Raw genomic sequence first — 15,003 nt, forward strand, 5'->3', positions numbered from 1 at the left:
AAAGGTGACAGGCGCAGGTCGTTTGTCCCGGAGAGGCTTCCTCTCGCAGATATCATTGGCGTCCGTTGCGACAAAAAAAGGCCCGCCGGATGAGGCGGGCCTTTCGTGTCATTACGTCGTTGAAGAGGTGGCACCGCTTACTGCGGGATATCGCCCTGAATGCCCTCGACGAAGAAGTTCATGCCCGCCAGCGTGCCGTCATCCGCGGTCTCACCTTCTGCCAGCCAGTCGGAGCCGTCCTGTTTTTTGATCGGACCGGTGAAGGCATGGTAGGAGCCATCGGCCAGCGAGGCCTTCAGCGCCAGCGCCTCTTCCTTCACGGCGGCAGGAACCGCATCGGTGATCTCGCCGATTTTCACCATGCTGGCGCCGATGCCGTCCCAGGTGTCGGTGCTTTCCCAGCTGCCATCCATCACCGCCTGGGTGCGGGCGATGTAATAGGGTGCCCAGTCATCAATGATGGAGGACACGCGGGGTTTCGGGCCGTATTCCGCCATGTCGGAGGCCTGCCCGAAGGTGTAGACATTGCCAGCGGCCTGCGCCGCGGCCTGCGGTGCGGTGGAGTCGGTGTGCTGCAGGATCACGTCGGCGCCCTGTTCGATCAGAACCTTGGCTGCGTCGGCTTCTTTTGCAGGATCAAACCAGGTGAAGGCCCAGACGATTTTGAACTCTACATCGGGGTTCACCTTCTTGGCGTGGAGATAGGCCGAGTTGATGCCGCGGATCACTTCGGGGATCGGATAGGAGCCGATGTAGCCGACGATATTGCTCTCGGTGAGATTGCCCGCGATGTGACCCTGCACCGCGCGGCCTTCGTAGAAACGGGCCGAGTAGGTGGAGACATTGTCGGCGCGCTTATAGCCGGTGGCGTGCTCGAACTTCACATTGGGGAATTTCTTGGCGACGTTGATGGTCGGATCCATGTAGCCAAAGGAAGTGGTGAAGATCAGATCCGCGCCTTCCAGCGCCATCTGGGTCATCACGCGTTCGGCATCGGGGCCTTCTGCCACGTTTTCGACGTAGACGGTTTCGACCTTGTCGCCGAATTCCGCAACCACGGCCTTGCGGCCCTGATCATGTTCGTAGGTCCAGCCACCATCACCCACCGGGCCAACATAGACAAATCCCACTTTGGTCTTGTCGTCTGCGGCCACGGCGCCGGTTGCCAGGCCAAGCGCCACTGCGGCGCTGGTCAGCAGTTTATTCAGTTTCATCTTTACGGACTCCCCGTTTTGGTTGTTGTGCCCAGGAGAGGACCCTGGACAGAGGTTCCGCCGCCCGCCAGATCAGCGGGAGGCGTGGAAATTGCGGCCAAGGGCGGCAGGTGCGCTGCTCTTGTCCGCGGAAAGAATAACAAGCACGATAATGGTGATCACGTAGGGCGACATTGCCAGATACTCGACCGGGATGGCAACGCCTGCGGCCTGCAGATTGAGCTGCACGACAGTGACCCCGCCGAAAAGATAGGCACCCAGCAGCGCGCGCCATGGTTTCCAGCTGGCAAAGACCACCAGCGCAAGTGCAATCCAGCCGACACCGGCGGTCATGCCTTCGGTCCATTGCGGCACCCGGATGAGGCTGATGTAGGCGCCTCCAACGCCCGCACAGGCCCCACCAAACAGGATCGCCATCAGGCGAATGCGGATCACCTTGTACCCCAGCGCATGGGCGGCATCGTGGTTTTCACCCACCGCCCGCAGGATCAGCCCGGCGCGGGAAAACTTCAGCAGCGCCCAGACAGCAGCGGTGAGCGCGATGCCGAAATAGAGAATGATATCGTGGCCAAAGAGGATTGGCCCCACCACCGGCAGATCGCTCAAGACGGGGATATGGATATCGCCCATTTGCGGCGGTTTCACCCCGACATAGGATTGCCCCATCAGCGCTGACAGCCCCAGACCAAACAGCGTCAGTGCCAGACCAGAGGCGACCTGATTGGCCTTGGCAAACTGGGTCAGGAAACCGAACAGCACCGACAGCGCCGCCCCGGCAAAGGCGGCAGCAAAGAAGCCCAGCAGGGGGAGCCGGTCTCCACTGCGGTGGCGAAACCGGCGATGGCGCCGGTGATCATCATCCCTTCGACGCCAAGGTTCAGAACGCCGGATTTCTCCACCACCAATTCGCCAATCGCAGCGATCAGGATCGGTGTGGCCGCCACCATCAGCGAGGCGATGAGCAGGACCGGGTTAATTGCAGAAAGATCCATATCAGGCGTTCCTCGTTTCACGCAGGGCAAAATAGAGCGGCAAGGCAAGGGAGAGGCCAACCGTGAAGGCCGCAGGCAGGGTCAGCCACCATAGGTCAACTCCTTCGCGTTTGGCGTCAAAGAAAGACCAGATCCAGAACATTGGGATCGACAGTAGGATATCCGTCGAAAACCCCGCAGCAGCCCTATTCTCAAACAGTGCCATTATGAACAACACAGGTGACAGGCCGTGCTGGGCAATGAATGACGCAAAGAACAGCCAGGGTAGAACGGTGCCCAATACCGCGAGGGTCCACCAGAATGCAGGCCTTGGCATCACGCCACCTCCCGCTTGCGCAGGGTGATGCGGAAATTGGTCAGGAGGTCGAAGGCCAGGAGGAAGAACAGCAGCATCCCCTGAAACACCTGGATCGCGGCGGAGGGCAGGCCCATGTTGGACTGCGCGATGTCACCGCCGATATAGGTCAGCGCCATCAACCCGCTTGACCAGCAGAATACCCACGGGATGCAACCGGCCAAGAAAAGCGACAATAATGGCGGTAAACCCGTAGCCCACATTGAAATCGATGGAGATCTGACCGGAGGGGCCGGAAACTTCAAACAGGCCCGCAAGACCTGCCAGAGCGCCGGAGGTGCCAAGGCAGAACAGCACCAGCCGGGTGGGGTTCACACCTGCAAAACGCGCCGCACGCGGGGCCTCGCCGCTCAGGCGGATGTGATATCCCAGCATGTGACGGTTCAGCAGCACATAGGCAAAGATCACGGCAATCAGCGCCGCCACAACACCCCAGTGCATGCCGGTGCCCGCGATCAGCTCGGCGTTATGGGCACTGTCCCAGGACTGCAGGTTGCGCGAGCCGGGAAAGCCGAAGCCCTCGGGGTTTTTCAACAGGCCAAGCGAGACCGAGGCGAGGAACTGTTCGGCCACATAGACCAGCATGAGCGAGACCAGGATCTCATTGGTGCCAAAGCGGGTCTTGAGCACGGCCGGGATCATCGCCCAGGCCCAGCCGCCAAGCGCACCAGCCACCACCATCAGTGGAAAGATCAGGACCGATTCTGATGGGTAAAAGGCAAGGCCCGCACCGGCGCCACAGATGGCACCCATGATGTATTGACCCTCGGCGCCGATGTTCCAGATCCCGGCGCGAAAGCCCAAGGACAGGCCGATGGCGATCAACACAAGGGGTGCACCCTTCACCAGCAGTTGCGGGCGGTAATAAAAGGCAAATTCGCCAAACAACGGGTCCCAAAAGATGGTGCGGATCGCCGCCACCGGATCTTTGCCGAGGGCGGCAAACAGCAGCCCGCCCGCAATCATCGTCGCCAGCACCGCCACCAGCGGCGTTGCCATCGACCAGACGCGCGATGGCTGTGGTCTCTTTTCTAGCCGGATCATTCCTATCGTTCCCCCCGGTCGCAGATCTGTGCCTGCGTGCCTGTCATCTTTCCAAAAATACTCACACTCCGAACCCGGCAGCCTGCGCTGCGGTTGGACTGCGTGCGCCCGGCCGCGAGGCTAGACATGCGCAACTTCCATGCCGTGGGCGCCCCCCATCATCAGGCCGATTTCATCGACACTGAGACCCGCAGTGGGGCGCGGCGCGCTCAATCGGCCCTCGTTCAGGGCGGCAAAACTGTCGGCGATCTCCATCAGCTCATCCAGATCCTGACTGATACAGATCACGGCGGTGCCCCCGGCGGCCAGATCCAGCAGCGACTGGCGGATCGCGGCGGCGGCGGCGGCATCGACGCCCCAGGTCGGCTGGTTCACCACCAGAACCTCAGGGCGTTGCAGGACCTCGCGGCCAATGACAAATTTCTGCAGGTTGCCGCCGGACAGAGAGCGCGCGGCATTTTCCGGACCCGGTGTGCGGACGTCGAAGTCCCTGATGACCTTCTCGGCGAACTCCTGCGCCAGCCCCCATTTGAGAAATCCCCGGCTCGCCAGCCCTTCGCGGGTGGCGGCGGTCAGCATGGCGTTTTCCGTCAGGCTCATATCCGGTGCAGCAGCATGGCCGAGGCGTTCCTCCGGGGCGGCCAGAATACCCAGTCGGCGGCGCGCCACGGGGCCAAGGTTGCCAATCGGGGCGCCATCCAGGGTGACCGCATCAGCAGCGGTTGTGGTCTCGCCCGATAGCACGCCCAGTAGTTCGTCCTGACCGTTGCCCGCAACCCCGCCCACGCCGAGGATCTCTCCCTTGCGCACGGTCATATGCACGTTCTTCAGCGCGGTACCAAAGGCAGAAGGCGCAGGCACCGACAGCCCGCTGATATCCAGCGCGACCTCGCCAAGCGCGCGGCCGGAGCGTTCCGGCGTTTGCAGCGCTGTGCCCACCATCATCTCCGCCATATCGCGGGCGGAGGTCTCAGCCGGTACACATTCCCCGACATTCTTGCCCAGCCGTAGAATGGTGGCGTGATCACACAGCGTGCGGATCTCTTCCAGCTTGTGGGAGATATAGAGGATCGACGTGCCCTCGGACCGCAGCTTCTGCAGGGTCTGAAACAGGATCTCCACCTCCTGCGGGGTGAGCACGGAGGTGGGTTCATCCATGATCAGCAGCTTTGGGTCCTGCAACAGGCAGCGGATGATCTCCACCCGCTGACGTTCGCCCGCAGAGAGGTCGCCCACTGTGCGGTAGGGATCCAGCGGCAGGCCATAGGTTTCCGAGACCCGGCGGATCTGGCTGGCCAGATCACGCATCGCAGGCGGGTTTTCCATGCCAAGGGCGATATTTTCCGCCACATTCAGCGCATCGAACAGCGAAAAATGCTGAAACACCATGGCAATGCCATCGGCGCGGGCCTGACGCGGCTCGCCGGGGGTATAGGGTTCCCCGCGCAGCAGCATGGTGCCGCTGTCGGGCTTCACCAGCCCATAGATCATCTTGACCAGCGTCGATTTCCCGGCGCCGTTTTCGCCGAGCAGGGCGTGAACCTCCCCTGCGCCGATATCAAAGGAGACCGTATCGTTGGCAACAACACCGGGATAGGCCTTTGTCAAACCTTGCAGGCTCAGGAGAGGTTGGGTCACGCGCGTCTGTCCTTCTTCAACTCGTCTGTGGCGCCCAGGCGCAAAAGCTCTGCCGCAACCCCCACCGCAATCATCTGCGGATGCTTGCCAAGGGCGGGATCGCCAATGGGGCAGGTCAGCCGGGCGATCTGATCCGGCCTGTGGCCCAGTTCCCTGAGCCGCGAGCGGAACCGCGCCCATTTGGTGGCAGATCCGATCACCCCGGCAAAGGCAAAGCCGCGCAGCAACAGGGCGTGGCATAGCGCCAGATCCAGCGCATGGGAATAGGTAAGCACCAAATGCTGTGCATTTTCAGGGGCATGGGGCACCAATGCCGCAGGCTCGGCTGCGGGCACGGTGGTGACAGCCGCAGGACTGTCAGAGGGGAAGCGCTCAGGCCCGGTATCGACCCAGGTGATATCCAGATCCGGCATCGGCGCAAGCACATCGACCAGGGCGCGGCCCACATGGCCCGCCCCCCAGATCCACAGCGGGGTTTCAGGGCGGTGCACAGGTTCCAGCAGCCAGCCATCGCTCAGCTGCGGATCGGGGCGTTGCCCCTGACTGCGGGCCAGCGCCAGTTTGCGCCGCAGGGCAAGCGGCGGTTCGCCCGTATCTGTCTGCAGCGCCCGCAGGATCACCTCGTCGTCCAGCTGCTCCAGATCCTCAGCGCGGTACAACTCGCTCCACAGCGTCACCGACCCGCCGCAGCATTGCCCCAGGTCGGGACCAAGTGCGCGGGTGGTCTGCTGCCGCATCCGTCCCGCCGCCAGCTGGGCACGAGCCGCCTCAGCCGCCTCATGCTCCAACGCGCCACCGCCGATGGTGCCGGACTGACCGTCTTTCCAGACCAGCATTGCCGTGCCCACCTCGCGGGGGGAGGAGCCGCGGATGGCGGCAATCACCACCCGCACCACCGGTCCATGCGCCGCAATCCTGCGGCTCAGATCCTGCAGATCAAACCCCATCGCTCAGACCTCCGGCGCGATGCGGCGCACCGCCCGCCAGAGTTCTTCCGCGGTTGCGGGCGCATTCAGCGCCGGATAGCCGCCACCGTAGGCGTCCACCGCATGGCTGAGCGCGAGCCAGGCCGAAATTCCCAGCATGAAGGGCGGCTCCCCCACCGCTTTGGAGCGATAGATGCTGTCCTCGCGGTTCTCGCCATTCCAAAGCGCGACATTGAACACATCCGGGCGGTCAGAACAGGCGGGGATCTTGTAGGTGGAGGGCGCGTGGGTGCGCAGGTTGCCGGTCTGGTCCCAGACCAGCTCCTCTGTCGTGAGCCAGCCTGCACCCTGCACATAGGCGCCTTCCACCTGGCCGATATCCAGTGCGGGGTTCAGCGAGGCGCCCGCATCATGCAGCACATCTGCGCGCAGAATGCGGTTTTCGCCGGTCAACCGGTCCACCACAACCTCGGTGATGGCTGCGCCATAGGCAAAATAGAAAAACGGGCGCCCCTTGCCTTGAATGCGGTCCCATTCCAGTTTCGGGGTCTTGTAATACCCGGTAGACGACAGGCTGATGCGGCCTGTGTAGCATTCCATCGCCGCCGCCTCGAAGCTCAGCTCTTCGCTGCCGATCATCACCCGATCGTCCTCAAACCGCACGGCTGCGACCGGCTGCTGGTAGCGCTCCGCGAGATAGGCCGCCATGCGGTCGCGGATGGTGTCACAGGCGGCCTTCACCGCCATGCCATTGAGGTCGGTGCCGGAGGAGGCTGCCGTGGCCGAGGTATTTGGCACTTTGGCGGTGTCGGTGGCCGTGATCTTTACCTTGTCCAGCGAGATGCCAAAGCGGCTGGCGGCGACCTGTGCCACCTTCTGAAACAGGCCCTGACCCATTTCGGTGCCGCCGTGGTTCAGATGGACCGACCCATCCTGATAGACATGCACCAGCGCACCCGCCTGATTGAGATGGGTCAGCGTGAAGGAGATGCCGAATTTCACCGGCGAAAACGCAATCCCGCGCTTGAGGCGGTCATTATCGGCATTCCACGCGGCGATCTCCGCCTTGCGGGTTGCATAGTCTGATGTGTCCAGAAGCTCTGCGGTCAGCTCGTGCAGAACGAAGTCCTCTACCGGCATGTGATAGGGGGTTGTCTGCACATCTGCGGCGGGCGTGGTGACATTGGCTGGATCTGCCGGGGCACCGCGGGTGGCAAGATCGCCTGCTGCATCCGGCGCGGGGACAGAGCTGTCGTGGGGGGCGCCCGCTGGCGCGGCGGCGGACTGCATCGGCGCATAATAGTTGCGTTGGCGCAGCGCGACCGGATCCAGACCCAGGGCATGGGCCGCGTGATCCATCAACCGTTCGATGCCCACCATGCCCTGTGGGCCGCCAAAGCCGCGATAGGCGGTGGCGCTTTGACGGTTGGTTTTCAACCGGTGGCTTTCGATACGAATTGCGGGGATCAGATAGGCGTTGTCGCTGTGCAGCATGGCGCGATCTGCCACCGGCAGCGACAGATCCTGTGCCCAGCCGCAATCAACCAGATGGGTGAATTCAACCCCCAGAATGCGCCCCTCTGCGTCAAAGCCCGCGCGATAGGAAATGCGGAAGGCGTGACGCTTGCCGGTGATGGTCATGTCGTCGTCGCGATCATAGCGCATCTTGCAGGTGCGACCGGTGGCGCGGGCGGCGATGGCGCAGGCCACGGCCAGCGCGTTGCCCTGGCTTTCCTTGCCGCCAAAGCCACCGCCCATGCGGCGGGTCTCGACCCGGACGGCGTGCATCGGCAGGCCGATCGCCTCGGCCACCTTGTGCTGGATTTCGGTGGGGTGCTGGGTTGAGGAGTTGACCAGCATGCCGCCGTCTTCCTGCGGCTGGGCCATGGCGGCCTGGCCTTCAAGGTAGAAATGCTCCTGCCCGCCGATGTCAAACGTGTCCTCAACAACATGCGCGGCGGTCTGGATGGCGCTGTCGGCGTCGCCTTTGGTGTAGATGCGGGGGCCGTCTTCAAACCGGCTGTCTGCGGCCAGCGCGTCTTCCAGCGTCAGGAGAGCCGGGCGTTCGGCGTAGCTGATCTCGCCCTTGCGCGCCGCAACCCGTGCCGCACGATGGGAGGTGGCGACCACCAGAAACACTGGCTGACCGATATGGTAAACGGACCCCTTGGCCAAGAGCGGCTCATCATGTGCCGAGGGAGACACATCATTGTCAAACGGCAGATCCTCAGCGGTCAGCACCGCAACCACGTCGTCGCTTTGGCGCACGGCCTCCAGTTCCATCGCGGTGATATCGCCATGGGCCACGGTGGAGAGGCCAAAGGCCAGATGCAACGTGTCACGCGGCGCCGGAATATCATCCACATAGCGCGCCTGACCGGTCACATGCAGCCGTGCCGCATCATGGGGAAGGGGTTTTGCAACAGCCATCACTTCACCTCCAGCACATGGGTGGGGGTGGTCGACTGGCCCAGATCGTCAAAGTAGCGTGCGAGCATATTTGCCGCCGCCTCCAGCCGATAGTCGGCAGAGGCGCGCATATCGCTCATCGGGGTGAAGTCGCGGGCGAATTCGCCCCGCGCGGTGGCGAGCGTGGCAGCCGACATGTCTTGGCCAATCAGCGCGGCCTCCACGTGGCTGGCGCACTTGGGCACACCTGCCATGCCGCCAAAGGCGATGCGGGCGGCGGTGATCTGGCCGTCCTCAACGGTCAGGTTGAAGGCGCCCAGAACGGCAGAGATATCCTGATCGAACCGTTTGGAGAGCTTATAGACACGCAGGGCATCAGTTTGGCCCTCCGGGAGTGCAGGCAGGGTGATCGCCTCAACAAATTCGCCGGGCTGGCGGTCCTGCTTGCCGTAGTCGATGAAGAATTCTTCAAGCGGCAGGCTGCGGCGGGTATCCCCACAACGCAGGTGCAGTGTCGCGCCAAGGGCGATCAGCGCAGGCGGATTGTCCCCGATGGGGGAGCCATTGGCGATATTGCCGCCAATGGTGGCGGCGGCGCGCACCTGCTGGCTGGCAAAGCGGCGCAGCATTTCGCCAAAAGACGGATGGCGCGCGGCAAGCGCGCTGCGCAGGCGGTTCATGTCGACCATCGCACCAATGCGCAGGCTGCCGTCGGGCTGCTTGGTGATCTGCTTCAGATCCTCGCAACCATCAAGGAAGATCACATCCGGCAGATCGCGCAGCTGTTTGGTCACCCAGAGGCCAACATCCGTGGCGCCGAGCAATCAGCGTCGCCTCGGGTCGCGCGGCATAGGCGGCGGCCAGCGCGTCGGCGGAGGTGGGGCGCAAGGACGTGACATCACCGCCTGTTTCGGAGAGGCTGATCGCGTCTTCGCTGTGGATCCAGTCGGGGATCGGCGCCTCAGCGGCGGCCTCAGCGGCGCGGATAATCGGGGCATAGCCAGTGCAGCGGCAGAGATTGCCTGCCAGTTGGTCATCGTGATCCTGCGCGCCATTCTTATGGGCGGTCACCATCGACATGATGAACCCCGGAGTACAAAAACCACACTGGCTGCCGTGATGGGTGATCATCGCCTCTTGTACGGGGTGCAGCTGGCCATCGGGGCCTGCGGCCCCTTCGACGGTGCGGATGGACTTGCCGTGCAGTTGCGGCAGGAACAGGATGCAGGCGTTGAGTGGCTTGGCGCCGTGGTCATCGGTGACCATCACAGTGCAGGCGCCGCAGTCGCCCTCGTTACAGCCTTCCTTGGTGCCGGTGAGGCCGCGATCCTCGCGCAGCCAGTCCAGCAGTGTCGCCGTCGGAGAGACCTCCGTCAGCGCGACCTCTTCACCGTTCAGCCGAAAGGTGATTGTCATGTCAGAAACCCGTCGCGTTACTTTGGTTTTCCCTTGGTGCCATCCCTTCGATGCGACGTAGAAGACATGGCGGGCCTTGGTAGATCTGTTGCCGATAGCCTAGAAAGCAGGCTGTTGTTCTGGCAAGGAAAAGTGACTCTGCCATGGAGCGGGGCGACGGCGCAAGATCCTTGCGGTGTGCCGGTGTATGCCGTTATTTTTGAAGGGTTTAATGCCGGATTGTCGCAGGGCTCCGGGCGGATCTTGATAAGACTTTCAAAGAAAGCGGAATAATAAGCGCCCAATTTTACGGCAATTGAAAAAGCCTGCCGTGTGCCAGAAGTTGGTCACCCGCGTGTGGAAGCGCTTTAACCTTGGCGGTGCTGGCGGTAGCTTGGCGGCATGACAAATGCTCCCCGATTCATTCATCTGCGCACCCATACCGAATATTCGCTCTTGGAAGGCGCGCTGCGGCTGAAGAAGCTGCCGGATCTCTGCAAAAAACACGAGATGCCCGCGATTGCGGTGACCGACACCAACAACCTGTTTGCCGCACTGGAGTTTTCGGTTGGGGCCAGCGGGGCCGGGGTGCAGCCAATCATGGGGTGTCAGGTGGATCTGCGGTTCACTGGTAAGCCCCCGGGGAGCGGCCAAAACCGCCCGCCCCGCTGGTGCTGCTGGCGCAGAGCGAGACCGGCTATGAGCATCTGATGAAGCTGAATTCCTGTCTGTACATGCGCGAAGGCAGTGAACTGGCGCATGTGACGCTGGAGGAGTTGGCGGCGCATTCTGAGGATGTGATCTGCCTCAGCGGCGGGCCGGATGGGCCGGTGGGGCGGCTCTTGCAGATGGGGCAGCGCCCGGCGGCTGAGGCATTGATGCAGCGGCTGAAGGCGATGTTCCCGGATCGTCTGTATGTGGAGCTGCAACGTCATCCCGGTGAGCATGGCCAACCAGAGGCGGAGCAGGCGACCGAGCGTGGCCATGTGGAAATGGCCTATGCGATGGATCTGCCGCTGGTTGCCACCAATGACGTCTATTTCCCGAATACAGAAATGTATGAGGCCCACGACGCGATGATCTGCATCGCCGAGGGCGCCTATGTCGATCAGGCCGAACCACGGCGGCGTCTGACCGCGCAGCATTACTTCAAGAGCCAGGAAGAGATGGTGGCGCTGTTTGCCGATCTGCCCGAAGCGATTGAGAACACGGTGGAGATCGCCAAGCGCTGCGCCTTCATGGCGTATCGGCGCGACCCGATCCTGCCGAAGTTTGCCGATGATGAGGTTGCAGAGTTGCGCCGCATCGCCAACGAAGGCCTGCAGCAGCGGCTGGCGGTGATCCCCCATGCGGTGAGCGTCGAGGAATACCAGGAGCGGCTTGATTTCGAGTTGGGCATCATCGAGGGGATGGGGTTCCCGGGCTACTTCCTGATTGTTGCTGACTTCATCCAATGGGCGAAGGATCACGATATTCCGGTGGGGCCGGGGCGGGGCTCCGGCGCGGGCTCCTTGGTGGCCTATGCGTTGACAATTACCGACCTTGATCCGCTGCGCTATTCGCTGCTGTTTGAACGCTTTCTGAACCCGGAACGGGTGTCGATGCCGGACTTCGACATCGACTTCTGCATGGATCGCCGCGAGGAGGTCATCAAATACGTGCAGGAGAAATATGGCCGCGATAAAGTTGGGCAGATCATCACCTTTGGCGCGCTTTTGTCCAAGGCGGCGGTGCGCGACATGGGGCGGGTTTTGCAGATGCCCTATGGCCAGGTCGACCGGCTGTCGAAGCTGATCCCGGTCGAGGGCGTGAAGCCGATGTCTATCGTGGACAGTCTGCGTGAAGAACCGCGGCTGCGCGAGGAGGCAGAGAATGAAGAGGTTGTCGACCGGCTGCTGAAATACGGCATGCAGGTGGAGGGGCTGTTGCGATCAGCTGGCACCCACGCGGCGGGTGTCGTGATTGGCGATCGGCCGCTGGATGCGCTGGTGCCGCTTTACCGCGATCCGCGTTCGGACATGCCCGCCACCCAGTTCAACATGAAATGGGTGGAACAGGCCGGTCTGGTAAAGTTCGACTTTCTCGGCCTGAAGACACTGACCGTCATTCAGAACGCGATGGACCTGATTTTTCAGTCGGGCCGTGACCTGCATATCGCCGCAGACGGCACCCAGCTCTATGACCCGCCTGAGGGGGCGGAGAACCAGATCAACGCCATTCCGCTGGATGACAAGGTTACATATGACCTCTACTCCCGCGCCAAGACGGTGGCGGTGTTCCAGGTGGAATCCACCGGCATGATGGACGCGCTGAAGCGCATGAAACCCACCTGTATCGAGGACATTGTGGCGCTGGTGGCGTTGTATCGTCCGGGCCCGATGGAGAACATCCCGGTCTATTGCGAGGTGAAGAACGGCCTGCGCAAGATCCAGTCGGTGCATCCGCTGATCGACCACATCCTTGAGGAAACCCAAGGCATCATCGTTTACCAGGAACAGGTGATGCAGATCGCCCAGGTGATGGCGAATTACACGCTGGGCGGCGCTGACCTGTTGCGCCGCGCCATGGGTAAGAAGATCAAGGAGGCGATGGACGCCGAGCGCCCGAAGTTTGAGAAAGGTGCGGCGGAAAACGGGGTGCCTGCCAAGAAGGCCTCCGAGGTTTTCGACCTGCTGGAGAAATTCGCCAACTACGGCTTCAACAAATCCCACGCGGCGGCCTATGCGGTGGTCAGCTACCAGACCGGCTGGCTGAAGGCGAACCACCCGGTGGAGTTCATGGCTAAGCGTCATGAACTGCGATATCCATCTGACGGACAAGCTGGCGATCTACTTCGAAGAGGTCAAAAAAGGCCTGCGCCTGCCTTATGTGCCGCCCTGTGTGAACCGCTCGGAGGCGACCTTCAATGTGGTCAAGGGAGAGCTGGTCTATGCGCTGGGCGCGTTGAAAAACGTGGGCGTTGAAGCGATGCGTCTGGTGACCGCGGCGCGGCGTGAGAGCGGTGAGGACAAACCTTTTGCGACGCTGTTTGATTTTGCCCGCCGGGTGGATCTGAAAAAGGTCGGCAAACGCCCGCTGGAGATGCTGGCGCGGGCCGGGGGCTTTGATCAGCTGGACCCCAATCGCCGTCGGGTGTTTGAAAGCCTCGGCGCGCTGGTGGATTATTCCTCCGCCGTCCATGACCAGCGCAATTCCAGTCAGGTGTCGTTGTTTGGTGAGGCAGGGGAGGATCTGCCAGAGCCGCGTCTGCCCGGCACCCCGGACTGGCTGCCTGCTGAGCGGCTGTCGGAGGAGTTCAAGGCGATTGGGTTCTACCTCTCGGGTCATCCGTTGGACGACTATATGCCTGCGTTGAAACGCAAGGATGTGATGACGCTGGACGAGGTGACGGCCAAGGCGGAGCGCGGGCCGTTCATGGCCAAGATGGCCGGTGTTGTCGCCGGTCGGCAGGAGCGCAAATCGGCCCGCGGCAACCGCTTTGCCTTTGCCCAGCTGTCGGACACCAGTGGTGGCTATGAGGTCACGCTGTTTTCTGAAGTGCTGGAGAAATCACGTGAATTTCTGGAAACCGGCGCCAAGGTGGTGATCACCGCAGAGGCCACGATGGAGAGCGATCAGCTGAAACTCTTGGTGCGCTCTGTCGGGCCGGTGGATGCGGCGATTGCCGATGCCGGACGCAGTTCGCTGCGGGTCTATATCTCGCAGGCGAGCGCTGTGGCGACGGTGGCACAGGTGCTGGAGGATGCCAAATCTGCCGCCCGCAACGCCGCACGCGGGGAGGTTTATATGTACCTGCAGGATCCCGGCCTGCCCGGTGATGTTGAGATGGATCTGGGCCAGCCCTTCCCCATCAATCCCCAGATCAAAGGCGCGCTGAAGTCACTGGACGGGGTGATGGATGTGGAGGAGATTTGAGGGTGAGGCGCGCAGGGTTGCCCGGCCTCACTCGCGGGGGCGCCGCTTGTTTCTACTCTGTTTTGGGAGACAAGAAGCGGTTTAGTTGCTCAGCTAGGTTTGAGGTGACGCTAATGATGTGTCGAAGCTCTGCAATACGTCTGTCGGTAACGTCTTCTAAGTTAGTCGAACTTTCGCTAAGCGTAAATTCGAATTTCACCATTAAGCCCCGCCAGTTCTTCCTTCCAAACGCTGATTTGTTTGGTCAGGCTTTCTATGTGATTAGAAATCGCAGCAGTTTTTTTCACCTCTTCACTGAGGTCAACAGCTATTAAATTTGGTCCTTGGCGTTCAAGTTTCATTATTTGGCAAACTTTCTTATCGATTATGAAAGCGGAGGTCTCTTGATGCACATATGTTCTTTTTTTGTTCGTTCAACTGAACCGACCTGATAATTCTGCGTTCTTCACCATTTGGCGGCATGATTCGAAGTATGAGGCGTTAGTTTGACACCTGCGCCCTCGAGGTCGGGCGCGCCCTTTTGTGGGCGTCCATGTTCACCAGCGCGCTGTCGTATTTGCAGACCAAGGATTAAGGCCATGACCGATCACCCGGATCTCACCCTGCGGGTGGCGGAATTGGCGGATGCGTCCAGCTTGGCGGCGTTGTCGGTTGAGGTCTGGGTGGCGACCTATTTGCGCGAGGGGGTGGGGGATGCGTTTGCGGACTATGTGCTGCAAGAATACACACCTGCGCGGATGCGGGCGGTGATTGCCGCGCCAACCAGTCATATCATCGTGTCGCAGAACCGCATGGGAATTGATGGCTATATCCGTGTCGATATGGGGGCTCCTGCGCCTGTTGTGGGTGGCCCGGATGTCGAGATCCGCACGCTTTATGTGCAGCCACGCCATCAGGGGCGGGGCATTGGGGCCGCACTGCTGCGCGCGGGCCTGGCCCATTGTGCGGAGGAGGGCGTGGCGCGGGTCTGGCTGGCCAGCAATGCCGAAAACACCCCGGCCAAAGCGTTCTACCTGTCGCAGGGTTTTGAGCGGGTTGGGGAGACACAGTTTATCATCAACGATCAATCGTATCTGAACGACGTTTTTGCGCGCAACTGTCCGGGGTGAGCAACC

General features: G+C 61.7%; 7 protein-coding genes and 4 pseudogenes. 2 read left to right on the forward strand and 9 right to left on the reverse strand.

Features of this window, described 5'->3' with window-relative positions; genetic code table 11:
• Positions 1 to 137 precede the first annotated feature (137 nt).
• The 8 genes and pseudogenes from L0Z65_RS00245 to xdhA form a co-directional block, all read right to left on the reverse strand.
• Positions 138 to 1,214 carry a BMP family ABC transporter substrate-binding protein gene (locus tag L0Z65_RS00245; RefSeq protein ID WP_405109661.1) on the reverse strand — a complete coding sequence of 359 codons (1,077 nt, stop codon included), beginning with the start codon at positions 1,212 to 1,214 and terminating at the stop codon, positions 138 to 140.
• A gap of 72 nt (positions 1,215 to 1,286) precedes the next feature.
• A pseudogene (locus L0Z65_RS00250) lies at positions 1,287 to 2,206 on the reverse strand (ABC transporter permease).
• 1 nt (position 2,207) lies between these two features.
• Positions 2,208 to 2,522, reverse strand: coding sequence for a DUF2834 domain-containing protein (locus L0Z65_RS00255; protein ID WP_405109664.1), 315 nt, complete (start codon positions 2,520 to 2,522; stop codon positions 2,208 to 2,210).
• Positions 2,522 to 3,605: pseudogene (locus L0Z65_RS00260) on the reverse strand (ABC transporter permease). Before L0Z65_RS00260 ends, L0Z65_RS00255 begins: the two are co-directional and overlap by 1 nt.
• A gap of 120 nt (positions 3,606 to 3,725) precedes the next feature.
• Positions 3,726 to 5,243, reverse strand: a complete 1,518-nt coding sequence (locus L0Z65_RS00265; protein ID WP_405109667.1) for an ABC transporter ATP-binding protein — start codon at positions 5,241 to 5,243, stop codon at positions 3,726 to 3,728.
• The gene (xdhC, locus tag L0Z65_RS00270) at positions 5,240 to 6,190 is read right to left on the reverse strand and encodes a xanthine dehydrogenase accessory protein XdhC (protein WP_405109670.1); all 951 of its coding nucleotides are present in this window, start codon (positions 6,188 to 6,190) and stop codon (positions 5,240 to 5,242) included. Before xdhC ends, L0Z65_RS00265 begins: the two co-directional genes overlap by 4 nt.
• 3 nt (positions 6,191 to 6,193) lie before the next feature.
• Entirely contained in the window at positions 6,194 to 8,599 is a 2,406-nt protein-coding gene (gene xdhB, locus L0Z65_RS00275) for a xanthine dehydrogenase molybdopterin binding subunit (RefSeq protein WP_405109673.1), read from the reverse strand.
• Positions 8,599 to 9,994 (reverse strand): annotated as a pseudogene (gene xdhA / locus L0Z65_RS00280) (xanthine dehydrogenase small subunit). The gene xdhB and the pseudogene xdhA overlap by 1 nt, the downstream one beginning before the upstream one ends.
• 381 nt (positions 9,995 to 10,375) lie before the next feature.
• On the opposite strand from xdhA, the pseudogene dnaE reads away from it, so the two are divergent.
• Positions 10,376 to 13,888, forward strand: a pseudogene (dnaE, locus tag L0Z65_RS00285) (DNA polymerase III subunit alpha).
• A gap of 176 nt (positions 13,889 to 14,064) precedes the next feature.
• Here dnaE and L0Z65_RS00290 read toward each other — a convergent pair.
• The gene (locus L0Z65_RS00290; RefSeq protein ID WP_405109676.1) at positions 14,065 to 14,229 is read right to left on the reverse strand and encodes a hypothetical protein; all 165 of its coding nucleotides are present in this window, start codon (positions 14,227 to 14,229) and stop codon (positions 14,065 to 14,067) included.
• Between the two features lie 237 nt (positions 14,230 to 14,466).
• Here L0Z65_RS00290 and L0Z65_RS00295 point away from each other — a divergent pair, with 237 nt between their 5' ends.
• Positions 14,467 to 14,997 carry a GNAT family N-acetyltransferase gene (locus L0Z65_RS00295; protein ID WP_405109679.1) on the forward strand — a complete coding sequence of 177 codons (531 nt, stop codon included), beginning with the start codon at positions 14,467 to 14,469 and terminating at the stop codon, positions 14,995 to 14,997.
• The last annotated feature ends 6 nt before the right edge of the window (positions 14,998 to 15,003 follow it).

Source organism: Phaeobacter sp. BS52, from assembly GCF_045040595.1.
Taxonomy (GTDB): Bacteria; Pseudomonadota; Alphaproteobacteria; order Rhodobacterales; family Rhodobacteraceae; genus Phaeobacter; species Phaeobacter piscinae.